This is a genomic window from Pseudomonas sp. P110(2024) (assembly GCF_057480795.1).
Map to the genome: position 1 here is coordinate 1 of NZ_JBLIYT010000011.1, position 23854 is coordinate 23854.

20 protein-coding genes and 1 tRNA gene are annotated in these 23854 nt (G+C 65.1%); 10 read left to right on the plus strand and 11 right to left on the minus strand.

All coding sequences use genetic code 11. From position 1 onward, the window contains the following. Positions 1-175: 175 nt before the first annotated feature. The gene (locus tag AC25ND_RS17880; protein WP_062361070.1) at positions 176-1462 is read right to left on the minus strand and encodes a leucine-rich repeat-containing protein kinase family protein; all 1287 of its coding nucleotides are present in this window, start codon (positions 1460-1462) and stop codon (positions 176-178) included. A 152-nt stretch (positions 1463-1614) separates the two neighbouring features. Here AC25ND_RS17880 and AC25ND_RS17885 point away from each other — a divergent pair, with 152 nt between their 5' ends. Further along, positions 1615-3504: a propionyl-CoA synthetase gene (locus AC25ND_RS17885; RefSeq protein ID WP_028692216.1), complete on the plus strand. Its 1890-nt coding sequence runs from the start codon at positions 1615-1617 to the stop codon at positions 3502-3504. A gap of 81 nt (positions 3505-3585) precedes the next feature. Here AC25ND_RS17885 and zapE read toward each other — a convergent pair whose 3' ends face one another. Further along, positions 3586-4659 carry a cell division protein ZapE gene (zapE, locus tag AC25ND_RS17890; protein WP_182323224.1) on the minus strand — a complete coding sequence of 358 codons (1074 nt, stop codon included), beginning with the start codon at positions 4657-4659 and terminating at the stop codon, positions 3586-3588. 106 nt (positions 4660-4765) lie between these two features. Further along, positions 4766-5008, minus strand: coding sequence for a hypothetical protein (locus AC25ND_RS17895; RefSeq protein WP_028692214.1), 243 nt, complete (start codon positions 5006-5008; stop codon positions 4766-4768). Positions 5009-5303: 295 nt separating this feature from the next. On the opposite strand from AC25ND_RS17895, the gene AC25ND_RS17900 reads away from it, so the two are divergent. Then, a tRNA-Gln gene (locus AC25ND_RS17900) sits at positions 5304-5378 on the plus strand. Positions 5379-5433: 55 nt separating this feature from the next. Here AC25ND_RS17900 and AC25ND_RS17905 read toward each other — a convergent pair. Genes AC25ND_RS17905 through AC25ND_RS17915 form a run of 3 tightly spaced genes read right to left on the minus strand, consistent with a single transcriptional unit; the run spans position 5434 to position 10557 of the window. Further along, positions 5434-7818 (minus strand): hybrid sensor histidine kinase/response regulator, encoded by a 2385-nt coding sequence (locus AC25ND_RS17905; protein ID WP_062361075.1) that lies wholly within the window; start codon positions 7816-7818, stop codon positions 5434-5436. Between the two features lie 11 nt (positions 7819-7829). Next, the gene (locus AC25ND_RS17910) at positions 7830-8291 is read right to left on the minus strand and encodes a response regulator (protein WP_028692212.1); all 462 of its coding nucleotides are present in this window, start codon (positions 8289-8291) and stop codon (positions 7830-7832) included. Positions 8292-8307: 16 nt separating this feature from the next. Further along, entirely contained in the window at positions 8308-10557 is a 2250-nt protein-coding gene (locus AC25ND_RS17915; protein ID WP_062361077.1) for an ATP-binding protein, read from the minus strand. Positions 10558-10880: 323 nt separating this feature from the next. Here AC25ND_RS17915 and AC25ND_RS17920 point away from each other — a divergent pair, with 323 nt between their 5' ends. The 7 genes from AC25ND_RS17920 to AC25ND_RS17950 all read left to right on the plus strand — a co-directional run bounded on the left by AC25ND_RS17920 (position 10881) and on the right by AC25ND_RS17950 (position 17202). After that, complete coding sequence (locus AC25ND_RS17920) at positions 10881-11408, plus strand: Csu type fimbrial protein (RefSeq protein ID WP_028692210.1); 528 nt, start codon at positions 10881-10883, stop codon at positions 11406-11408. Positions 11409-11432: 24 nt separating this feature from the next. Beyond that, complete coding sequence (locus tag AC25ND_RS17925) at positions 11433-11966, plus strand: Csu type fimbrial protein (RefSeq protein WP_028692209.1); 534 nt, start codon at positions 11433-11435, stop codon at positions 11964-11966. A gap of 17 nt (positions 11967-11983) precedes the next feature. Next, the gene (locus AC25ND_RS17930; RefSeq protein ID WP_028692208.1) at positions 11984-12517 is read left to right on the plus strand and encodes a Csu type fimbrial protein; all 534 of its coding nucleotides are present in this window, start codon (positions 11984-11986) and stop codon (positions 12515-12517) included. 3 nt (positions 12518-12520) lie between these two features. Continuing rightward, complete coding sequence (locus AC25ND_RS17935) at positions 12521-13024, plus strand: Csu type fimbrial protein (RefSeq protein WP_028692207.1); 504 nt, start codon at positions 12521-12523, stop codon at positions 13022-13024. A 34-nt stretch (positions 13025-13058) separates the two neighbouring features. Then, positions 13059-13835 carry a fimbrial biogenesis chaperone gene (locus AC25ND_RS17940; RefSeq protein WP_069017070.1) on the plus strand — a complete coding sequence of 259 codons (777 nt, stop codon included), beginning with the start codon at positions 13059-13061 and terminating at the stop codon, positions 13833-13835. Between the two features lie 68 nt (positions 13836-13903). Continuing rightward, the gene (locus AC25ND_RS17945; RefSeq protein ID WP_197866620.1) at positions 13904-16237 is read left to right on the plus strand and encodes a fimbria/pilus outer membrane usher protein; all 2334 of its coding nucleotides are present in this window, start codon (positions 13904-13906) and stop codon (positions 16235-16237) included. Next, the gene (locus AC25ND_RS17950; RefSeq protein ID WP_028692204.1) at positions 16234-17202 is read left to right on the plus strand and encodes a Csu type fimbrial protein; all 969 of its coding nucleotides are present in this window, start codon (positions 16234-16236) and stop codon (positions 17200-17202) included. The genes AC25ND_RS17945 and AC25ND_RS17950 overlap by 4 nt, the downstream gene beginning before the upstream one ends. Positions 17203-17270: 68 nt before the next feature. Here AC25ND_RS17950 and AC25ND_RS17955 read toward each other — a convergent pair whose 3' ends face one another. The 3 genes from AC25ND_RS17955 to AC25ND_RS17965 form a co-directional block, all read right to left on the minus strand. Continuing rightward, complete coding sequence (locus AC25ND_RS17955) at positions 17271-18419, minus strand: M14 family metallopeptidase (RefSeq protein ID WP_182323228.1); 1149 nt, start codon at positions 18417-18419, stop codon at positions 17271-17273. A gap of 115 nt (positions 18420-18534) precedes the next feature. Continuing rightward, the gene (locus tag AC25ND_RS17960) at positions 18535-19050 is read right to left on the minus strand and encodes a DUF4880 domain-containing protein (RefSeq protein WP_028692518.1); all 516 of its coding nucleotides are present in this window, start codon (positions 19048-19050) and stop codon (positions 18535-18537) included. A 576-nt stretch (positions 19051-19626) separates the two neighbouring features. Then, the gene (locus AC25ND_RS17965) at positions 19627-19941 is read right to left on the minus strand and encodes a DUF6124 family protein (protein WP_062573438.1); all 315 of its coding nucleotides are present in this window, start codon (positions 19939-19941) and stop codon (positions 19627-19629) included. 89 nt (positions 19942-20030) lie between these two features. Between AC25ND_RS17965 and AC25ND_RS17970 the strand changes: the two genes are divergently transcribed. Then, positions 20031-20738 (plus strand): XRE family transcriptional regulator, encoded by a 708-nt coding sequence (locus AC25ND_RS17970; RefSeq protein WP_062575698.1) that lies wholly within the window; start codon positions 20031-20033, stop codon positions 20736-20738. A gap of 354 nt (positions 20739-21092) precedes the next feature. On the opposite strand, the gene AC25ND_RS17975 is transcribed toward AC25ND_RS17970, so the two are convergent. Together AC25ND_RS17975 and AC25ND_RS17980 are read right to left on the minus strand one after the other, a co-directional pair. After that, complete coding sequence (locus AC25ND_RS17975) at positions 21093-23048, minus strand: acetyl/propionyl/methylcrotonyl-CoA carboxylase subunit alpha (protein ID WP_486976463.1); 1956 nt, start codon at positions 23046-23048, stop codon at positions 21093-21095. Next, entirely contained in the window at positions 23045-23854 is an 810-nt protein-coding gene (locus AC25ND_RS17980; protein ID WP_028692514.1) for a gamma-carboxygeranoyl-CoA hydratase, read from the minus strand. The genes AC25ND_RS17975 and AC25ND_RS17980 overlap by 4 nt, the downstream gene beginning before the upstream one ends.

The window sequence follows — 23854 nt, forward strand, 5'->3', positions numbered from 1 at the left end:
GTGGGGCTTCCCCATGTGAGAGTAGGTCATCGTCAAGATTCATTTCGCAAAACCCCTATCTGCGCGAGCAGGTAGGGGTTTTGTCTTTTCCGCGTTCCAGGCGCGAACGCCGCGCTCCCGGTAGGAGCGGCCTTGCCGAGGCGTCGGACCGGTCGGAAAGGGGCCGCACAGGTCTTTACGCGAGTTGTGTCGCCAGTTCGTTGAAAGATGGACGGGCTAGTACATCGGGTTGCTGGCAGCGTTCAGCCAGTTCCCCTAACACTGTATCGGGCTTGTCGCAGCGCACCAGCAGTTCCTCGACAAGAATGCCGAAAGCCCTTGTTTCCAGGCGTTCGAGCGCGCGTGCGGGGAGACTGTCGTCCTGTGGATGGAACGAGGCGGCGCCGAAGTCGCCCAGCAGGCACTGGCCATTCGCATCGAACAGGATGTTGTGGGCATACAGGTCGCCGTGATTCAAGCCTCGACTGTGCAGGTGGGCGCAGACCGAGGCAATACCGGCAACGAGGTGTCGCAATGCTGGCAAGGTCAGTTCTCGTGTGCCGGGGTAACGGTCACGGGTGCAGCTGTCTAGGCTGGGTGGGCCGGCCAGGTTCGACCAGTGCGAATCGATCAATTGCATCACCAGCGCCGGAAGCTGCTGCGGGTGGTCGTCGATGCGCCCGGCCAGGCGTACCAACTGGGGGTGGTCACCGGCGGCGATACAGGCGCTCATCTCCGCCAGCGGCGAACCATCGCTGGTAATCGCGCCTTTGTACAGCTTGACCGCCACCGGTGCCGCCTGGCCGTTCCAGTGCGCACGGTGGATCACTCCAGAGGCACCACGGCCAAGCTCTTCTTCCAGGCGGATATCCTTCCAGTGAAGGGAGGGGCAGTTCTCCTGCGTTACAGGGGCGACAAAACCTGGCGGCAGGGGATTGTCGGCGTAGGCCAACCAAGCCAGGCGCGGCATGCGCAGCAGCCAGTCGGGCAGGGTGTCCAGCCGGTTGCTGGCCACGCGCAGCAACTCCAGCCGTACGCAATTGGCCAGGCCCTCAGGCAGGGTGGTGAGCCGGTTGCCGGCGAGCATCAGCTTCTGCAGCTGTGGGCAATTGCCCAAGGCCTCGGGCAATTGCTCCAGTGCGTTTTCTGTCAGCACCAATGAGCGCAGCGAGCGCGGCAGCGCCTGGGCGTCGACCCGGGTGATGCGGTTGTTCCTGAAACCCACTGTCTGCAGGGCTTGGCAACGGCCAATGGCGTGAGGCAGGTGGGTGAATCGGTTGTTGGAGCAGAACAACACCTTGAGGCGAGTCAGGCGGTGCAGGTCTTCGGGCAGTTCGCTCAGCCTGTTGCCGGAGAGGTCCAGTACCTCGAGGCTGTCGGCCAGGTTAAAGATCTCCCGAGGGAAATCGATCAAGTCCTGGCAGAGATTGAGGCGGGTGATGCCGCGCAGGCGGCCGGCGCGTAGGTCGTCGAGGGTATGCATAGGCTGTTCTGTCTTGATGAGTGGCCATTGTAAGCAGACAGGTGCGGCAAATCTGCATATGGGTTGCGACTTAAGTCCGATGGCGGGCGGGCCGCGCCGGTCCATACTCAGGGTTCGCCCTTCAATAACAACAAGTACCGGGTTGCGAACCAATGACTTATCAGCACAGCTACGCCCATTCCATCACCGATCCCGCCACCTTCTGGCAGGCCCAGGCCGAACAGCTGGCCTGGCAGCGCAAGCCTACCCTGACCCTGCAGCAGAACGCCGACGGCACCCACAGCTGGTTCGCTGATGGGCGCCTCAACAGCTGTCACCTGGCCCTCGATCATCAGATCGAGCAGGGCCGCGGCGAACAGATGGCGTTGATCTACGATTCGCCCGTGACCGGCGTGCAGCAGACCTTCACCTACCACCAGCTGCGCGACGAGGTGGCGCGCCTGGCCGGGCTACTGCGCTCGCTGGGCGTGGGCAAGGGGGACGGGGTGATCATCTACATGCCAATGGTGCCCCAGGCGGCGATGGCCATGCTCGCCTGCGCCCGCATCGGCGCGGTGCACTCTGTGGTGTTCGGCGGTTTTGCCGCCAACGAGCTCGCCCTGCGCATCGACGATGCTCGACCGACGCTGCTGCTGACGGCATCCTGCGGCCTGGAATTCGACCGGGTGATTGAATACAAGCCCCTGGTCGATCGCGCCCTGCAGTTGGCCCGTCATCAGCCGCGGCATGTACTGGTGCTGCAGCGTCCGCAGGCGCGCGCCGAGCTGCAGGCCGGGCGCGACCTGGACTGGCAGCAAGCGCTGGTTGGCGTCGAGCCGGTAGCGCCGGTGGCGCTCGACGCGGGTGACCCGCTGTACATCATGTACACCTCCGGCACCACCGGCAAACCCAAGGGCATCGTGCGCGAGAATGGCGGCAACGCAGTCGCCCTGTGCTACGCCATGCGTCATGTCTACGGCATGCAGGCGGGTGATGTGTGGTGGGGGATTTCCGATGTGGGTTGGGTGGTGGGTCATTCACTGATTGTCTACGGGCCGCTGATGAGCGGCTGCACCACGGTGTTTTATGAGGGCAAGCCGATTCGTACTCCGGATGCCTCGGCCTACTGGCGGGTGGTCGAGCAGTACAAGGTCAACGGCTTGTTCTGTGCGCCCACCGCCATGCGCGCGATTCGCAAAGAAGACCCGGAAGGCGAGTTGATCCGTCGCCATGACCTGGGCTCGTTGCGCCAACTGTTCCTGGCCGGGGAAAAGCTCGATTCGAGTACCCATGAATGGCTCGAGCGGGTCAGCGGCAAGCCGGTGCACGACCATTGGTGGCAGACCGAGACCGGTTGGCCGGTGACCGCGCCTTGCGTTGGCCTTGAAGGCAGCGCGGCGCGGCCTGGGTCGAGCAACCGTGCGGTACCGGGTTATCACGTGCAGGTGCTGGACGACGACGGCAAGCCGCTGGGGCCCAACCAGCAGGGCGCGATCGTCATCGCCCTGCCGCTGCCGCCGGGGTGCAGCCAGACGCTGTGGGGCGATCACGAGCGCTACCTGCAGGCGTACCTGCACAGCTACCCGGGCTATTACCACACTGGCGACGGCGGTTATCTGGACGAGGACGGCTTCGTTTACATCATGGGACGCACCGATGACGTGATCAACGTCTCCGGGCATCGGCTGTCGACTGGCGAAATGGAGGACCTGGTGGCGCGTCATCCGGCGGTGGCCGAGTGCGCGGTGATCGGTGTGCACGACGAGATCAAGGGCCAGGTGCCGTTGGCGCTGGTGGTGCTCAAGGACGGCCAGGGCATTGGCGAGACGCAGTTGCAGGGTGAGCTGGTGGCCAGCGTGCGCGAGCAGATCGGCGCGCTGGCTTGCTTCAACCGAGTGCGCTTGGTGAAACGCCTGCCCAAGACCCGCTCGGGCAAGATCCTGCGGGCGGTACTGCGCAAGATCGCCGATGGGCAGGACTACGTGCCGCCCTCGACCTTGGACGATCCGGCGGTGCTGGCGGAGATCGAGGGGGTGCTGTCTGATCTGCCCAGGGCGAGTTGAAGTCATCGCGGCGCAAGCCCGCTCTCACGCAATCCTCAGGGGCAGAACATGACGTGGGAGTGGGTTTGTCGGAGCGCAGGGTCAGGTCGGACCGGCCTGGTGCAACTGCCCCAGCCGGCTGCGGGTGCGCATGAGGTCGGCCAGCGCCCCACCCAGGCTTTGTTCCAGTGACCGCTTGGCGATCACCGTCACTTGGCGATCTTGGTCGTACAGCACGTCCACCAGGTTGACGAAGCGCTGCTGCGCCGCCAGCGAGCACTCGGCCAGATCGTCCAGGCCCTCGATGATCCAGTGGTCGTAGCGCTCGGCCAGGGCTAGGTAGTCGATCACCGCGGTAGGCTGTTCGCACAGGTCGTGGAAGCTGAACACGACCTGGCGTTCGTTGCTGGCCAGGACGCGCAATGGGCGCTGGTTGACCTCCAGTTGCAGCGGCTGCGGCATGGGTAGCCGCAAGCGCTCGCGCTGCTGCGAATTGCCCGGCCAGACATAATGCCCTTGGGTAAATCGCTGATGCGCGCGGTTGGCCGGCAGGCTGCGAAAATCCGTGTCCCCGTCCACCTCCAGCACCTGCATGCGGCTGTTGATCAGGCGGATCACCGGCAGGAAGCGCTGGTGGTACAGCGGGTTGGGCAGCAGTCCCTCAGGGGCGTAGTTGGAGGTGACCAGCAGGAGCACGCCACGGGCGAACAGGGCATCGAACAGCCGGGTGAGCAGCATGGCGTCGCCGATGTCGTGGACGTGGAACTCGTCGAAGCACAACACCTGGCAATCCCCCAGCAGCTCGTCGAGGGTTGCCCCTAGGGCGTTGTCCAGCGCTCGATAGCGATGCATTCCCTGGTGCAGGCGGGCGAAAAAGTCGTGAAAGTGCAGGCGACGCTTGGCTGCAGTCGGCACGGCCTGGAAGAAACCATCGAGCAGCCAGCTCTTGCCGCGCCCGACCGCGCCGTACAGGTACAGGCTGCGTGCCTGGCCTGTCTCGAATGCGGCCAGCTGCGCGGCCATCGCCGTGATCACCCGGCGTTGCCCGTCACTCAGGGTGTAGCCGCGTTCGGTCGCGCGGTCCTGGAAATTGTCCGCAAGGGTGGTATCCGCAGGCGGTTCGTGGCGCAAACGCTGGCCGAGCAGGCGCAAGGGTGCGGGAATCCAGGTGGGCAAGTGGCAGGCTCCTCGGAGCGGAACTGGGGCAGGGCATAGCTTGCGCGACGCCGTGCATTTTGACCAATCGAGAATCCACCGGGCAATGATCGTGAAATGCGATAGGTCATGCCTTGTGCTCCAGCTGGCGTTCGATCATGTACTTGATCGCCAGGCGACGCTCCTTGAGATGGCGCAAGTCGTCGTCCTGGAAGTTGCCCGCCGAGATCGACTCGGCGGCCAGGACCTGGTTGTCGATGTCCATGTACTCGTCGAGCAGGCGGTCGAGCTGCGGGTCGCGTTGGCGTCGCTGCTGGACGATCTCGCGAGGGTAGTGCAAGTCCTGGTAGAGGTCGTGGGAAACGGGCATGGCGTCCTCCTTGTGATGCGCCGACGGGGTCTATCTGATTGGAAGGGAGGAACGTAATTGTGTTGAAGCGAGGCGGGGGAATTACGACGAATGGTCGTCCTGGTCGCTCACGGGCAAAAACCCCGCGAAAAGGTTCGCTACAAGTAACCTGCTGTTTTTCTGCGTTTTTTTTAAAAAAAAGCTTTCCACTTCGAAAAAAGGTTGTTAAAGTGCCGGCCATTCCCAAGCAGCAACTCACGGTGCTGCAAGGAGTTGTCAGTGAGGCGGTGATTGATTCACTTGCCAGATCCGATACAGGGGCGTCGCCAAGCGGTAAGGCAGCAGGTTTTGATCCTGCCATGCGTTGGTTCGAATCCAGCCGCCCCTGCCATTTTCAAGCTGTACACTCTCCCCAAATCGCCTTTCGGCGATTTTTTCGTTTCTGCCTATCTATTTTCCAGAAGCTCGGCCAGTGCCTGGGCAAGAGCCTGCTCGCTTACCGGTTTCTGAATCACCAGGCTGCCGGGCAGTTCCAGCCCCTGCAACTCGGCATACCCCGTCAGGAATACCACGGGCAGGTCAGGGAAGCGCTGACGCGCAGCCAGCGCCAGTTGCGCACCATTGAATTCCGGCATGGCAAAATCGGTGAGTAGCACCTCTATTTCATCGTTCAGCAGTGCCAATGCCTGCTCGCTGCTGTGCGCCTGACGCACCTGATAGCCATGGCGCAGCAGAACGTCGCTCATCATCTCCCGTACCAGATGGTCGTCATCCACCAGCAGCACACTGCGCCTGCCGGCAGGCCGCGCCGGCAAAGCCTGCGTACTTTGTTCCTGGGTTGCCGGCGCCTCCGGTTGATGCACCGCGGGCAGGTAGACACTGACCTGTGTGCCGCGCCCCAGCGCGGTATCGATGCGCACGCCACCGCCTGACTGCTTGGCGAAGCCGAACACCTGGGCCAGCCCCAGGCCTGAGCCCTTGCCGATGTCCTTGGTGGTGAAGAAGGGCTCGAACACCTTGGCCAGCACTTCTTCACTCATGCCGCAGCCGGTATCGCGAATCGACAGTACAACGTATTCGCCCGGATCCGGGTCTTCCGGGCGCAGAGGGCGGGCACTGATCCGGCCGTTGCGGGTGGCCAGCGTCAGTTGACCGCCGTCGGGCATCGCGTCACGGGCATTGATGGCAAGGTTGAGGATGATCATTTCGGTCTGGGTAATATCGGTCAACGCCTGCCAAAGGCGGGTATCCAGGTCCAGCCGCACCGAAATGTTGCCGCCCAGTGTGCGTCGCAACAGCTCCTCCAACCCGGACAGGGTGCGGTTGAGGTTCACTGGCACCGGTTCGAGTCGCTGTTTGCGGGAGAATGCCAGCAATTGCGCAGTCAGCTTGGCTCCGCGCTCACCGGCTTCGCGGATGTGCTGAAGGCGGGTGAGGGCCTTGTCCAGTGAGCCTTTGTCCAGATCGCGCTGGAGAAAGCTGGCGCCGGTGAGAATGACCGTCAGCAGATTGTTGAAGTCGTGCGCCACGCCTGCGGTGAGCTGGCCGACAGCTTCCAGGCGCTGCATCTGTTGCAGTGTTGCCTCTATGCGTTCGCGTTCGGCAATTTGTTCGCGCAGGTTCTCGTTGGCCTTGGCCAGTTCCAGTGTAGCTTCGCGTTCGCTGGTTATGTCCCGGGCGACCACGTACAGCAGGCTGTCATCAGGAACCACCACCCAGGACAGCCAGCGTGGTTGGCCATTGGCATGCAGGATACGCCCGACGAAGCGGGCGCTGGTGTTACCCGAGGACAACGCGGCCAGTTCTGCGAGTAGTGCCTGCTGGTCGCTTTCGAGCACCAGTTGCAGAAGCGAAGTCTGGCCCAGGCGTTCGCGGGTGAAGCCCAGGCTGGCTTCCCAGGCCGGGTTCAGGGTGACCGGCGTCAGGTCCTTGTTCAGTACTGCCAGCAGGTCCTGGGACAACTCCCATGCGCGGTCGCGTTCCCGGGTACGCTGCTCGACCCGCTCACCCAGCATTTCGTTGAGCTGTTCCAAGGCGCGCGTGGCCTGGCGTTGCTGGTGAATATCCTGCAATACCCCGGAGAAGCGAACGCATCGGTTGTCGACGAACTGGCTCTGGCCGCTGGAAAGCAGCCAGCGAGGCTCCAGGCCATTGGGCTGGGCGATACGGAACTCTGCGCGGTACAGGCCGTCACTGTCCGGGCGCATGGCCTGCTCAACGGCTGCGCGGACCCTTGCCAGGTCTTCGTGGAAGATACCGTCGTAGAACACCTCGAGGGTCATTTGCGTCTCGGTGGGAAGGCCGAACAGCGTCTTGCAGCGGTCATCCCACAGCAGCAGGTTCTCCTGCGGGCGGAAATCCCAGCTGCCCATGCCTGCCGCGTCGATGGCGATGCGCGCCCGGGCCTCGACGTCGGCCAGTGCCTCCTCGGCACGGCGCCGACGCTGGCGCTCGTGTACCTCTGTCAATGCCCGGTGCACTGCCTTGGGCAGCAGGGGCAGGTTCTTCTTCAGCACGTAGTCGGTGGCGCCCAGGCGGATCATCTCGACCGCATGCTCTTCGCCATAGATGCCGGAAAGGAAGATGAACGGTATGTCCGGTGCCAGGCGCTGGACAATGGCCAGTACATCAGTGCCCGATGAGCCCGGTAGCACACAGTCGCACAGGATCAGGTCGTAGCTGTCTTCGCGCAGGGCATGCTCGACGCCGACATGGTCGAACACCAGCCGTGACTGGACCTGCAGCCCGCTGCGTTCCAGGCACAAAAGCGTCAGCTCGGCGTCCATCGAGCTGTCTTCGACCAGCAGCAGGCTGAGTGGTGCGCCTTGCATTGCCAGCTGACTCAATTGCTGCCGCGCCTGTTCAGGCGCAGCGAGCCGGGCGGTGGTTCGTTGAGTACCGCCCAGAACACGCCCAGATCGGAGATCGCTGCCACGAACTCCTTGAACTCCACGGGCTTGACCACGTAGGCATTGACGCCCAGTTCGTAGGCGCGCAATAGGTCGGGTTCTTCTCGCGAGGAGGTCAGCATGACCGTCGGGATGCTGCGCAACTCGGCGGTATCGCGCACTTGCTTGAGTACCTCAAGGCCATCAACCTTGGGCAGCTTCAGATCAAGCAGCAGCACCGCCGGGTTGCCATCGTCACGCTCGGCGTAGGTGTTGCGTCGCAACAGGTAGTCCAGGGCTTCGGCGCCATCGCGCAGCACGATGACCTCATTGGCCAGTTGGCTGCGCTCCAGTGCCAGGAGGGTCAACTCCAGGTCCCTGGGGTTATCTTCGACCAGCAGAATGGGTTTGAGCATGATAGGTGCAGACGCCTCAGGAATGCGGTTGATGGCGAGGAAGGGTGAAATGGAAGCTGGCGCCCTGGCCGACCTGGCCTTCAGCCCAGACCCGGCCGTCGTGGCGCTCGATGATGCGACGCACGCTGGCCAGGCCGATGCCGGTCCCTTCGAATTCTTCCATGCGATGCAGGCGCTGGAACACACCGAAAAGCTTGTTGGCATAGGCCATGTCGAAGCCCACGCCGTTGTCGCGCACGTACACCTCGGTCTCCAGTTCGTGCTGCACGGCGCCGATTTCGATACGCGCGGGGCGGCGTCCACGGCTGTATTTGATGGCATTGGCGATGAGATTGTACAGGGCCATGTTGATGAACGCCGGATCCGCGATGACTTTGGGCATGGAGGCGACCATCCAGATGATTTCGCGCCCCTGGTAATCGGGCTCGAACTCCTGGCGGATGGTATCGACCAGGGTGTTGAGGTCGACGTCCGCCAAGCGCAGCGCCGAGCGTCCCATTTGCGAGAAGTTTAGAAGGTTGTCCACCAGTGAACCGGCAAAATGTGCGGCCTCATCGATGTGGGACAGGAAGCGTCGACCGCGTTCGCTCAAGTGTTCGCCCTCGATTTCGCTCAGCAGCTCGGTATAGCCGGCGATATGCCGCAACGGTGCGCGCAGGTCGTGGGAGACGCTATAGGAGAAGGCTTCGAGTTCCTTGTTGGAGCGTTTGAGCTCTCCGGCCAGTTGCGCCAGTTCCTCGGCCTTGCGCAGGACGATGCCCAATACGGCCATGCGCAGTTCGAGCACGCCATCGACGATGAGGGGACTCCAGGGGGCGCTGAAACCACGCACTTCCTCCTCCCAGCGTTCGAAGCTGTGGCGTGGATTGAGGTGTCCTTGGGGGCTGATCGCTTTGTCCGGCCGTCCGGCCCAGTTGACCAGGCGGGTTTGCTCAGGGCGAAACCACACCAGGTAATGCGAGTGCAACTGCGAGATCGCAACGGCCAGTACTCCGCCGACACAGCTGGCGAGCTCCGGCAGAGCTTCGATGTCACGGCTCACGTTATCGGTATGGAACACCTCCTCTTCGCCGCGCTCGCCCAGCCAGTGCACCAGGGCATTGACCTGCGCCGCAGAAGGTGTGTCTCCGATCAGGTCGCAGCGCTCGGCGCTGATGATGGCTGCGCCACTGGCTCCGGCGAAGGCCAGCAGCACTTCGGGCTGGTCGAGCAGGCCTTCGCTCACGCTGTCACGATCGGCCATCGCCGCCAGCATGCGTACGATGCGCTCACGCAGCTCGAGCAGGGTACGGGTGCGGTCGTGGGATTCGCGTGACTCGATCTGCAGCGACAGGACACTGGCAAGCAATTCGCACGCGGTGCGCGTCTGGAAGTCCACCGGTCGGGGGCGCTCGTGGTGGCAGGACACCAGCCCCCATAGTCGACCGTCGACCACGATGGACAGCGACATGGAGGCCAGGGTGCCCATGTTTCGCATGTATTGCAGATGCACGGGCGACACGCTGCGCAGGGCCGCAAAGCTCATGTCCAGCGGCTTGCCGGTCATCGGGTTCAACGGCGGCAGCAAGGGAGAGGGCTGATAGTTGGCATCTTCGATCAGGCGGATGCGATTGACCCGGTACAACTCCCGGGCCTGGCGAGGAATGTCAGACGCAGGGAAGCTCAGCCCCAGATAGCTTGGATAGCCAGGGTCGGCCTCTTCGGCCAATACCGTGCCGTTGCCCTCGGGATCGAAACTGTAGGCCTTGACCCGTCCGAAGGCGGTGAGGCGTTTGATCTGCCGCACCGAATGCTGCAGCAGTTCCTCGACGCTGGTGGCTTTGTGCAAGGTGCTGACGAAAGCGCGCACCAACGGATAGTAGTCCCCCTGATAAACGCCCTCGGACTTATGGCTCGATTCGAATTCGAGAATCAGCACCTGATCATGCCGATGGGCGAGCACGCGCAGCAATGACTGGCTGGGTGCGTCCTGGCGCAAGTGCACGTCGCCAATGTGAAAAGGGAAGACGTCTCCTTGCGGCAAATAGCCCAGCTGGCCGCTCAGGTCGAAGTCAGCGCTGACCAGATCCGGGAAGGCCTGGCCGAGCAGTTCGCCTGCGGGTATGCCGAACCATCGCTCGGCGTTCTCGCTCGCCTGCAGGACGCGCAACGTGCTCTCGTCAACAGCCAGCAGGAAACCCTGGGGCTGAATGCTGCCCGGAACCTGGATCGGCTCCTGGGCGCAGCGCTCGATCGCCTGGTCGAGCGGGGTCTGGTCGGTCGTCACGGGACTCTCCTGTAGGTTCCGTCCATGCATGAGTCATGCGCTAGCACAAAATATTGCGGATGAACGGTACCAGAATGGTGGCCGCCATGCCGGAGTCTGGTCATTGGAAAGTGGGCGGGCGCCGAGGTTTCGTTCCAGACCGGAAAATTTCCTTCTGAGCCCTGCCGGTGATGGGCTGCGCGGCAGCCCCGGTGACACAAACCGGCAAGCACAGGTTCAGCCCTGCCATTTTCATTAATGCCAAAGAGGGGTAGGCCTTCCCCGGCTCGGATCCAATCGCGCTGCTACGCTCAAGCTCAATCCATACGCACAAGGATCGACCGGTGACGGAGCGCTTTGTGGCCCTGCTGTTGGGCCTGTGGTTGAGTGGCAACGCCATGGCAGCGGATTTCCTCGTCGAAGTGCAGGTGCGCGTGCAGCGTGGTTGCATGCTGGTCAACCAGCAACGCGACGCCGGTTCGCAGGCGTTGGGGCGCATCGACCTGGGCAGCGCGGCGCGCCTGGATGGCCCGGCTGCGCCGGTCAGTGGCGTGCTGCTCGCACAGCGCCCGCCGCGGTTGGAGTGCAACCCGGACACCCCGTACCAAGTGCGTGTCGATGGCGGCCAGCACGGCGGCGTCGGCGAAGTGCGCTACCTCGTAAGCCCCGATGCCCTGGCCCGGCCGATACCTTACCGGCTGTACCGTGATGCCGCCTGGCATCAGCCGCTGGCGGTGGACGTGGCGCAATCGGCGCGGGTACCGGACAGCGGCTCGGTGGAGCTGCCCCTCTACGCACGGATCGACAAGCTGGCCTGGGCCCCCCGCGCCGGGCTGTACGCCGACCTGCTCAAAGTTACGGTCACCTGGTAGGGAGGCTGCATGCTCATGGACGTGTTGCACCGTGGTTCGATCCTGCTACTGACCCTCGGCCCGCTGCTGCTGCCCAGCGGCGCGGCCCACGGCACCACCACCGGCTTTATCCAGGCACGGCTGGTGATCAGCGCCGCCTGCCAGATCAGCAGCGACCCGCAACCGGCCACCCTGGGCAACCCGGGCCTGATGGACTTCGGTGCCCGCGGGCCGACCTGGGACCAGCCGCTGACCAGCCGGGTCGACGAGGCCGGCGGCGAGGGCAGCCTGCAGATCAGTTGCTCGCCGCAGGTGCGTGCCTTCAGCGTGCGCATCAACGGCGGGCAGAACGGTGGCGACGGCGTGCGCCGCCTGCGCAACGGCCGCGAGCTCATTCCCTACCAACTGGCCATCGATCCGGGCGGCAACAGCCGTTATGGCATCGGCCAGGCCCGTACCTTCACCATCAGCGGCACCCAGCAGGTGCCCGTGCCCATCTATGGCGTGGTGGTCGCGCAACCGCGCGCGCTGCCCGCCGGGCTGTATCGCGACACCCTCAGGGTGACTCTGGACTGGTAACACGCAAGGAGACTCCGATGCCCAAGCACCTCACCCGCTACATCTTCGCCGGTCTTGGTCTGGCCCTGGCCGCCCAGGCCCAGGCGGCCACCGTGACCGGCACCATCAGCTCGACCCTGACGCTGACCGCCGCCTGCCAGGTCAACGGCAGTGGCGGCAGCTCGGGGCTGAACTTCGGCAGCCTCAACTTCGGCACCCAGGATTCGCTGTTCACCACCGCCAATGGCCAGGTGCTCGGCGGCGGAGGCGGGGCCATGAGCATTCTCTGCTCGGCAGGCACGGTGCCGACGATCAAGGTGCGTGCCGGCGCCCATGACTCGCAGTCTGCCGGGGGCACCCGGGCACTGGCCGATGGCGCGGGCAATTTCGTGCCTTACGACTTCTACACCGACGCCGGGCACACTCAATTACTGGCGATCGACGGCACCATCACCCTGCCGACCAGCACGGGCGTGGCGCAGACTGTCAACCTCTACGGGCAGGCCCGTGGCAAGGCCGGCCTGCCGGCCGGGGTGTACACCGACACGGTGGCGGTCGAGCTGAGTTTCTGAGCCATGCCGGGCGCGGTGCGGCTGCTGGCCGTCGGGCTGTGCCTGGCGCTGACGCAGGGTGCCCACGCGGTGACCACCAGCACCTTCCAGGTGACGGCACAGATCGTCGCCGGCTGCCTGGTGGTCGGCGGCGTGACCGCCTATGGCGTGCTCGACTACGGCACCAGCTCGGCGCTGTCCACCGCCACCCTGAGCACTTCGCTCGGCGGCAGCACCGTGACCTTCCAGTGCACCCCCGGCGTGGCCCTGAGCATGAGCCTGGACGGCGGCCAGAACAGCGCCAGCGGCACGCGCAATCTCAAGCGTTCGGGGGGGGCGCAACTGTTGGCCTACCAGCTGTACCGCGACGCCGCGTTCAGCCAGAGCCTGGGCATCGGCAGCAGCGTGGCGGTGAGCTACAGCGACCCGACGGCGATCAAGTTGCCGGTCTATGGCCGTACCACCCTGACCGGCACCTTGCCGGCGGGGACCTACACCGATGTCGTGCAAGTGACGGTGACCTGGTGAAAGGCCACTGCGGATAACAGAGAAGGAGAGGGGCATGGGGGCAGGCGCTAACTGGGCGCGTGGGGTCATCGGGCTGCTGCTGTTGGCCAGTGCACCGGCCTTCGCGGCCACTTCGGTGCTGATCTGGCCGATCGACCCGGTGCTGGAGGCCGACCAGAAGGCCGGCGCGCTGTGGCTGGAAAACCGTGGTTCTGCGCCGACCAGCCTGCAGGTGCGGGTGTTCGCCTGGCGCCAGGGCGAGTACCAGGAGCAGTTCCAGGCCCAGCGGGAGATCATCGGCAGCCCGCCGGTGGCCAATATCCCGCCGGGGCAGAAGCAACTGATCCGCCTGACCCGCACCGGCAGCTCGCCCGCGGGCCAGGAGCAGGCCTACCGCATCATCATCGACGAGATCCCTTCGCCGCTGCCGACCGATGCCGCCAGCGAGGGGCCGAAAGCGGCAATCCGCCTGCAGATGCGCTACTCGGTGCCGCTGTTCGTCTACGGCGAGGGGCTGTGGGGCAAGCCCGACCCAGAGGGCAGGCGCAGCGCAGAGGGCGTGGGCAAGCCGCAGTTGAGCTGGCGCGCGGTGACGGTGCAGGGCAAGCCCTATGTCGAGCTGCGCAACACGGGGCCGGTGCATGCGCGGCTGACCGACGTGGTGTTGCAGCAGGCCGGCCAGGACCGGCCGCTGGTAGAGGGGCTGCTCGGCTACGTGCTGCCCGGCGCCAGCATGCGCTGGCCGGCACCGGCCACGCCGGGCGCGGCCAGCGTGCTCAAGGGACGGGTCAACGGCCAGGAGGTGGCCCAGGCCATCAAACAGGGGCAATAAGCCGCGCTTGAACGGATCACAGGGGCCAGGGAGGACCCGGTAATGGTTGGAAGTCGTGTGTGAGCTGGGTGTGGGTGGCAACGCACCGGTTGTGCCTGGGCCTGGCGGTACTGGGGCCCGGCCTGGGCGTGGCCGACGAGCTGCCGCCGCCACCCTCGGAACAGGCCGCCATCGCCGACGCCACGCTGTACCTCGACCTGCAGGTGAACCAGGTGGCCAAGGCTGAGCTGGTGCCGGTGCAGCAGCGCGCCGGGCGCCTGTACCTGGCCAGCGAGGTCTTGCGCGAGGCGGGCATCAGGCTGCCGGGCGAACCCCAGGGCGAAGTGGCCCTGGACGAGATCCCCGGCTTGCACAGCGACTACGACAGCCAGAACCAGCGCCTGCTGCTGCAGGTGCCGCCGGCCTGGCTACCCGACCAGCAGGTCGGCGAGCGCAACCTGTACCCGGCCAGTGACGCCCGCAGCAGCTTCGGCGCCTTGCTCAACTACGACGCCTACCTCAACGACACCGACGAGGGCGGCAGCTACCTGGCCGCCTGGAACGAGCTGCGCCTGTTCGACGACTGGGGCACCTTCTCCACCACCGGGCAGTGGCGCCAGTCGTTCAATGGCGCCCAGGCCCAGGGTCGGCAGGGTTTCCTGCGCTACGACACCACCTTCCGCTACACCGACGAGCAGCGCCTGCTCACCTATGAGGCGGGCGACCTGGTGACCGGCGCGCTGCCCTGGACTACCTCGGTGCGGGTAGGCGGCCTGCAACTGTCCCGCGACTTCGGCGCCCGTCCCGACCTGGTCACCTATCCGCTGCCGGCCTTTGCCGGCGAAGCTGCCGTGCCGACCTCGCTGGACCTGTTCATCAACGGCTACAAGAGCAGCAGCACTGAACTGCAGCCGGGTCCCTATACCCTGACCAACGTGCCGTTCATCAATGGCGCCGGCGAAGCGGTGGTGGTGACCACCGACGCCCTCGGCCGGCAGGTGTCGACCACCTTGCCGTTTTATGTCACCAGTAGCCTGCTGACCAAGGGGCTGTCGGACTTTTCGGTGGCCGCCGGCAGCCTGCGCCGCGACTACGCCGTGCGTGATTTCGCCTATGGCCCGGGGGTCGCCTCGGCGACCTTGCGTCACGGGGTGTCCGACTATTTCACCCTGGAAACCCATGCCGAGAGCGCCGAGTCGCTGATGCTCGGCGGCTTGGGTGGCAACCTGCGCCTGGGTACCTTCGGCGTGCTCAACGCGGCGCTGACCCAGAGCCGTTTCGAAGGCGATACGGGCCAGCAGCTGGCGCTGGGCTACCAGTACAACAGCCGGCGCATCGGCTTCAACTACCAGCGCGTGCAGCGCCACGGCGACTACGCCGACCTGTCGCTGGTCGACAGCCCCTTCACCCGCCTGAGCCAGCGCAGCGAGCAGGCCACCCTGAGCCTCAACCTGGACCGCTACGGCAGCCTTGGTGCCGGCTATTTCGACGTACGCGCCGGCGACGGCACGCGCACGCGGCTGATCAACCTGAGCTGGAGCAAGCCACTGTGGCGCAACAGCAGCCTGTACCTGTCGGCCAACCGCGAGGTCGGTGACAGCCAGTGGGCGGTGCAGGCGCAGCTGGTGATCCCCTTCGACCTGCGCGGCACCCTGGCCTTCAGCGCCGAGCGCAGCAAGGACGGCCAGGACCTGCAGCGAGTCAACTACAGCCAGGCGGTGCCGGTGGGCGGCGGGGTGGGCTACAACCTGGGCTATGCCACCGGCGGCAACCGCGACGACTACCGCCAGGCCGACCTGACCTGGCGTCTGCAGTCGGTGCAGTTGCAGGTGGGCGCCTACGGCAGCAGCGGCGAAATGACCCGTTGGGCCGACGCCAGTGGCTCGCTGGTGCTGATGGATGCAGGCCTGTTCGCCGCCAATCGCATTGACGACGCCTTCGTGGTGGTCAGCACCAGCGGTTACGCCGACGTGCCGGTGCGTTACGAGAACCAGCAGATCGGTCGCACCGACCGCAACGGCCACCTGTTGGTGCCGTACAGCAGCGGCTACTACCGCGGCAAGTACGAGATCGACCCGATGGACCTGCCTGCCGATGTGCTGGCGCCGCAGGTGGAGCAACGCGTGGCGGTGCGCCGTGGCAGCGGCTACCTGCTGGAGTTCCCGCTCAAGCGTGTGCTGGCGGCGAGTCTGGTGCTGGTCGATGCTGACCAGCAGGAACTCAAGCTGGGCAGCCGGGTACGCCATCAGGAAAGCGGCGGCGAGGCGGTGGTGGGGTGGGATGGGTTGGTCTACCTGGAGAACCTGGCACCGCACAATCGCTTGCAGGTGGACAAGGCCGATGGCGGGCAGTGCCAGGTAGCCTTCGACCTGCCTGAAGGGCAGGGGCCGATTCCGCTGATCGGCCCGTTGGAGTGCCGATGAACTGGCTGATCCGCGGATGCCTGGCGGGTCTGCTGTCGCTGCCGGGAGCGGCCTGGGCGTTGTGCGCGTCGGTGGCCACCGCGCCGGCGGCCTTCGGCTCGGTCAACTCGACGCTGGTGCGCACCACCGTGCAGAGTGCCTCGACCACCAATGCCGGCCTGCAGTGCACCGGTTCGCTGTTGTCGCTGTTGACCAGCAATGATCATTTCTATGCCACCTTCACCTCGTCCAGCAGTGGGCTGGTGGGCCCGACCGGCGATGTGATCCCCTATACGCTCTACGCCGACAATACCACCAGTTATCCGATCAGCCGTGGCGTGCAGTTCGACTTCGCCCGCAATGGCATCATCGATGCCCTGGGCCTGCTCAACGGCACCACGCCCAAAGCCGTGCCGCTGTACCTGAAGACCGTGGTCGGTGCCAATGTCGCCGCCGGCCTGTACCAGGAAACCCTGAACATCGCCTGGAGCTGGAACTACTGCTCGGGGATTGGTATCGGTGCCATCTGCCTGGGGCGCGACATCGGCAGCGGCAACCAGACCCTGCTGGTCAGCCTCACTGTGACCAACGACTGCCAGATCACCACGCCCAACATCAGCTTCGCCAGCGCGCCGGTGGTGGCCGGATTCGGCACGGTGAACCAGAGCGTGAGCGTGTCGTGCACCAAAGGCAGCAACTACACGGTGGGGCTGGATGACGGGCAGAATGTCTCGGGCGGGCGGCGGCGTATGAAGTCCAGCGCCAACAACTACCTGGCCTACGATATCTTCAAGAGCGCCGGCGCGGTGCGCTGGGGCTCGGTGGGCGCGGCGCGGCGCTCAAGCAGCGATGCCGAGGTGAACCCCGGGGCGGGGACCGGGACCGGGAGCCAGGTGTTCAACTACAACGCCAAGGTGTACACCGACCAGGCCACGCCGCCGGCGGCGACCTATACCGACAGTGTGATTCTGGATGTGCAGTTCTGAGTAACACCACACCTGTGGGAGCGGCCTTGTGTCGCGAAAGGGCCGCTCTCACAATGGGACCGGGTTGCTCAGCGCAGATCGCCGACCATCTTCAGCAACGTCTCCAGCACCGCCCCGGCCAGCGCCTTGGAGCGCTCGCCCGACCAGCCGGTGCGCGGGTTCGGCGCATCGTCGTGGTCCTTGAACGGCATCTCCAGGGTCAGCGACAGACAGTCATGGGCCTGGCCCACGGCATTGCAGGCCAGGGTCATGTTGGCCTGGCCCGGCTCGTCGCGGGTGTAGCCGTATTTCGTCTGGAAGTCCGGGGTCAGGCTGCACAGGGTGCTGCGGAACTGCTCTTCCAGTTTGGCGAGGCGCGGCGTGTAGCCGGGGTTGCCTTCGCAGGCCGCGGTGAACACATGGGGGATCTCCTCGTCGCCATGGGCGTCGATGAACGCATCCACGCCATGCAGCTTCATCTGGCTCTGGGCGAAGAACACTTCGGGGCTCAGTTCGACGCTGGCGTCCTGCCAGGCGCGGTTGAGGTCCTTGCCCTTGAAGTTGGTGCGCAGGTGGCCGAGGAAGGCGCCGTCCGGGTTCATGTTGGGGATCAGGTACAGGTCGGCCTTGGCCAGCAGTTGCTGGATGACCGGGCCGTTGGCTTCGAGGGCGTCGATCACGCCTTCCATGAACCACTCGGCCATGTGCTCGCCCGGGTGCTGCTGGGCGATGATCCATAGCTTGCGCTTGCCGGTCGCACCACTGCCCGCACGCAGCAGGGGAATGTCGCGCCCTTGCACGCTGCGCCCGCTGGCCAGCAGCTCGACGCCGGGAATCTGCTTGGCGCGCTCGATCAGCTGGTTGTGCCGGGCGCGCGGGTAGGGCTCGAAGTAGGCGAACCAGGCCTGCGCCTGTTCAGCCTTGAAGTCGAAGCTCAGGGCCTTGCCGTCGAACTGGCTGGGCACGCGGAACCAGGTCTGCTGGTCGTACGAGGCCATGGCATGGTAGCCGGTCCAGGCGTTCTTGTAGGAGGACTGGTGGGCGTTGTCCAGGCTGAAGCGATGGACCTGGCCCGGGGTCAGGCCGCTGGCCTTGAAGTGGAACCACTGGAAGTGGTCGCTGTGGGTATCGGGGCGGATGTTCAGGTGGACGTGCGCAGGGTCGCTGGCGTCCAGGACCAGGATGTTGCCGGAGTCGAAATCGCAGTCGATGTGCAGCGGGGAGAGCGTCACGGTCATTGCCAGCCTCCTGTTGGCGTTGTTGTGTCCGTACTCTACACCGCTTGGCGGCGGGGGTGCGCAGGTAAATTGACTCGGAGCAGCGTGGCTGAGGCGTGGGTGCGGGCTACCGGGTTCAGGTCAACAGCCCCAGCGCCACGAGGGCGGCAACACCAAGCCCGACGGCAATCGAGCAGCCACCCAGCGACAGCGCCGCACGCCCTTGCCGGTACCAGCCGTCGTGGCCCAATTGCCGGGCAGGGGCGAGCAGGCTGCGCCAGCGCAGTTCGGTTTCGTGGAAGGCGCGCAGGTGGTCGGGGTCGGCATCCAGCCAGCGGCGGAAGTCGATGCGCTCGCTGGCGGTCACCTGCGGGCTCTGCAGCCGCACGTACCATTGGCCGGCGATGCTGGCCAGCGCGTCGCCTGGGGCGCGGGCGGTCTGCAGGGCCTGGTTCATATGGCGTTCGATGCTGATCAGCGGCAGGTCCAGGCGTTCGGCGATGGCGGCGAAGCCCAGCTGGTCGAGGCGGTTGAGCAGGAACACTTGCTGGACCCGGCGCGGCAGACGCTTGAGCGCATGCAGCAGCGCGTCATCGCCATGCTGTTCGGCGGTGTGCGGGTCGTGCTCGAGGGGCAGCAGCAGGCGGGTCATGGACAGCTCCTTGCTCATTAAGGAAAGGGGTGGGGGCGTCTTCCTTGACGCGAAATCAGCTTAGGCTTTGTACGAAAAGGGCCTGCGCGACGATCATGCTGCGTTGAAAACAGGCTCGGAATGCTCATTTACAACCCGTAAACTCCGCTTCCTCGCCTGTTTTCGCCTTGCCTGATCGCCGCTCGGCTCCTTTTCGTACAAAGCCTAGGCTAAACGAGATTGATTCTCAAGTGCTGATTCCGCAAAGATTTGTAATGAGCATTCACGTCCTGACACAGTTTTGCTATCATCGCCGCCATCAACGATCTTCATTAGCCTGAAGAGCCAAAAAAAATGACCCGGCAAAAAGCCGGGTCAAAAACCGTGATTAGCCTGATGAGGAGATAATCTGAGCGTCCGACCTGAGGACGTTGCAGGTTATCCAGCGGGTCTCGCGACCTGCCGAGTGCAATAATAATCGTTATCATTTGCCAGTCAAATGATTTTTCCGCGATTTGCTAAAAAATATCTAACTGACGCACGCCTCGTCCCCGGCAATCGGGGCTTTTGCCGTTCGTCGGCTATCACGTTCTCCCTTCACATCGATGCCTTTTCCGTGGCGTGGCACTGCTCCAGCAGGGCGCGGGCCATGTTGACCATGTGCATCAGCGCAAACACCACTTCCCGCGTCGTGCCCTGCAGATGGTTGCCGGTTTCCTGTGCCGTGGCCGACGCGCAGCGCAGCAGGGCCATGGCATGGTCACAGGCCTGGGCGTTGCTGACGCCTTCGCGCAAGGTCCACAGCGAACGCTCCAGGTCGCGGGGCGTGGGGGTGGGGTTGAGGTAGAAATCGAGGGCGCGGCGGGCTGCTTCTTCGTCGAGATCTGTTTCCGTTTCTTTCGAGATGCTCATCCTGATTACCTGCGAATACCAATAGGGGAAAGGTGAAGCTCGATTCTAATACCTAAAGTATTGAAATGTGTTTGGACAAATACTACTTGATGTGTATTGAACGCAGGGAGGCAGTCCGTATCGTGCCTGCGATGAATATGGACAAATGGATAGCCCTGGTCCGGGAACGGATCGAGGAACTCGATATCTCCCAGGAGCAGCTTGCCGAACGCGTTGGGGTCTCCCAGGGCAGCATCGGCCATTGGCTGAAGAAACGCCGTCAGCCTCGGGTCGACTCGATGAACCGTACGTTCATCGAGTTGGGCATGCCGCATTACCAGGTCAGCATGCAACTGCGTGTGCTGGGACAGGTGGGCGAGGAGCGGGCGCGTTATGGCCTCGAGGACGAGGATGATGATGACGGGCTGGCAAAATACTTCGTGTGTTTCCGCTATCCGGTACGTGACTGGAGCACCTTGGGTCAGCAGGAGCAGGAAGCGCCGGAGGTCTTCGAGCAGACCGACTACCTGGCCCAGGGCAAGGCGTTCTGGCTGACGGTCGAGAACGACACCATGAGTGCTGCCAGCGGCAGGAGCGTGCCCGAGGGGGTTCGAATCCTGGTTGATGACGGCGTGGCCGCCGAGCCGGGGCGCCTGGTGATTGCCCGACTGCCTGGCAAGTCCGCGATCTTTCGGCAGTTGACCGAGGAGGGTGGGCAGCGGTATCTGAAGGCGCTCAACAATGCCTATCCGACCCTGGTCTGCGAGGAGGGCTGCGAGTTCCTTGGTGTTGTGGTGCGGATGCACGGGGTGCTCTAGGTTCCCACGCAGGTCGTGTTGGGGCTGCGAGGTGCCAGGCGGGGGGCCTTCAGTGCTCTTGAGATCGAGCGCTGCCCGCGCGGCGCATCGCGACGCAAGGCCGCTCCCACATCTGTTTCGGGCCAGTCAATCCTGTGCCATTACCTGGTCCGCCTCGTTGGTCCGACGCGGTCCCAGCATAGACACTGCTGCCGCCCCGCCTGTCTCAAGACATGCGCCAGGGCGGGCAACCATGGCCTGACAGGTTCGGCACGTTGCAACAAATGTGGGAGCGGCCTTGCGTCGCGATGCGCCGCGCGGGCGGCGCTCGATCTCATAGGCGAAACAACCCTTTCGGCGAACACATTGCCGCCGTTACTCCGCCTCCAGCTCGACCAGCACTGTCCCCTCGCTGACCATATCCCCCTCCTGGCAAAACAGCGCCTTCACCGTCCCGGAGTGGGGCGCCCGAATGCTGTGCTCCATCTTCATCGCCTCCAGCACTACCAGCGCGGTACCGGCCTCGACCACCTGTCCCGGTTCGACCAGCACTCGCACGATGCTGCCATTCATGGGTGCGCCCAGCCCGCCCTGATGGCTGTGGCTGGCTTCTGCCGCCGCAATCGGGTCATGGGCGCTGATGGCGTGCAACTCGCCGGCCCATTGCAGGTACAAGGTGCCGCCCCGACGCACCGCCAGGTGACGACGGCGCAGGCCGTCCTGGTCATGACACAGCTGCTCCCTCTCCAGCCGATAAGTCGAAGGCGCGCTGCGCTCCAGTGCCACCGCCTGTTCATGCCCGTCGCACTGCAAATGCAGGCTGCTGCGCGCCGGCAAGCCCAGGCGCAGGCCATCGCGGGCCGCCCACGGTGAAGCGCGGTCGTCCTGGCGCTGCAGCGCTGGCTCGCCTTGCAGCCACGCCTCGGCGGCCGCCTCCCAGAACTGCGCCGGCAGCGCCTGGGGCGCAGGCAGCAGCACATCCTGGTGACGCGGGATGAACCCGGTGTCCAGCTCCGCCTCGGCAAATGCCGGGTGTGCAAGGATGCGGCGCAGGAAGGCGATATTGGTCTTCAACCCGCCAATGGCGAACTCATCGAGCATCGCCAGCAAGCGCAGGCGCGCCTGCTCGCGGTCCTGGCCCCAGGCAATCAGCTTGCCCAGCATCGGGTCGTAGAACGGCGACACCACGTCGCCCTCGCTGACGCCGCTGTCCACCCGGCGGCCTTCGCCCGGCGCCGACTCGCGGTACAGCGCCAGGGTGCCGGTGGCCGGCAGGAACTCGTTGGCCGGATCCTCCGCGTACAGCCGCACCTCGATGGCATGGCCGATCAGCGGCACCTGCTCCTGGGTGAGCGGCAGCGGTTCGCCGCAGGCCACGCGGATCTGCCAGGCCACCAGGTCGAGCCCGGTGATGGCCTCGGTGACCGGGTGCTCCACCTGCAGGCGGGTGTTCATTTCCATGAAGAAGAACTCGCCGCGGGCATCGAGCAGGAACTCGACGGTGCCGGCGCCCACGTAGCCGATGGCCTGGGCGGCGCGCACCGCGGCCTCGCCCATGGCCTTGCGCCGCTCGGGGGACAGGCCCGGCGCCGGGGCTTCCTCGACCACCTTCTGGTGGCGACGCTGGATCGAGCAGTCACGCTCGTTGAGGTACAGGCAGTTGCCGTGCTGGTCGGCGAACACCTGGATCTCCACATGACGCGGTTTGAGCACGTACTTCTCGACCAGCATCCGCGCATCGCCGAACGACGACTGCGCCTCGCGCTGCGCCGAGGCCAGGGCGTCGGCCAGCTGGCTCTCGTCCTCGACCACCTTCATGCCCTTGCCACCGCCCCCGGCACTGGCCTTGAGCAGTACCGGGTAGCCGATACGCTCGGCGGCGGCGCGGAAAGTCTCCAGGTCCTGGGCCTCGCCGTGGTAGCCCGGCACCAGCGGCACCCCGGCTTGCTCCATCAGTGCCTTGGCCGCCGACTTGCTGCCCATGGCATCGATGGCGCTGGCCGGTGGGCCGAGGAAGATCAGCCCGGCCTGCTCGATGGCGCGGGCAAAACCGGCGTTCTCCGACAGGAAGCCATAGCCCGGGTGGATCGCCTGGGCGCCGCTGGCCTTGGCCGCGGCGAGCAGCTTGTCGATCACCAGGTAGCTTTCGGCGGCCTTGGTGCCACCGAGGTCGACACGGATATCGGCCTCGCGACTGTGGCGCGCATCGCGGTCGGTGGCGCTGTGCACGGCCACGGTGGTCAGGCCCATGGCCTTGGCGGTGCGCATCACCCGGCAGGCGATCTCGCCGCGGTTGGCGACCAGCAGGGTGGTCAGCGTGGGTCGGCTCATGGGCGCGGCTCCTTGTTGTCTTGCCAGGCGGGGCGGCGTTTTTCCAGGAAAGCGCGCAGGCCTTCCTGGCCTTCGGCGCTGACGCGGATGCGGGCGATGGTGTTCTCGCAGTAGCGGCGCAGGGCCGGGCTCAGCTCGCCAGCGTCCACCTCGCGCAGCAGGTCCTTGGTGGCGCGCAGCGCCTGCGGGCTGTTGTGCAGCAGGTTGTCGACCCAGGCCTCGACCTGGGCGTCCAGCTCGCTGGCAGGGTACACCTCGGCCAGCAGGCCCAGCTCACGGGCGCGCACGCCGCTGAAGCGCTCGGCGGTGAGGGCGTAGCGGCGGGCGGCGCGCTCGCCGATGGCCTTGACCACGAACGGGCTGATCACCGCCGGGGCCAGGCCGATGCGCACTTCCGACAGGCACAGCTGCGCATCCTCGGCGCCGATGGCCATGTCGCAGCAGCTGATCAGCCCCAGCGCACCGCCGAAGGCCGCGCCTTGCACGACGGCCAGGGTCGGCGCCTTGAGCCGGTGCAGGGCATACATCAGCTCGCCCAGTTCGTGGGCGTCGTCCAGGTTGGTGTTGAAGTCCAGTTGCGCCGACTGCTGCATCCAGGCAAGGTCCGCGCCGGCACTGAAATGCCGGCCGCGGCCGCGCAGCACCACGAAACGCAGGCTGGCGTCCTCGGCCAGGCGGTCGAGGGCGACGATCAGTTCGCGGATCATCTGCGCGTTGAAGGCGTTGTTCTTGTCTTCCCGGCTCAGCCACAGGGTGGCGAAGCCGCGAGGGTCCTTGACCAGTTCAAGGGTGGCGAATTCGCTCAT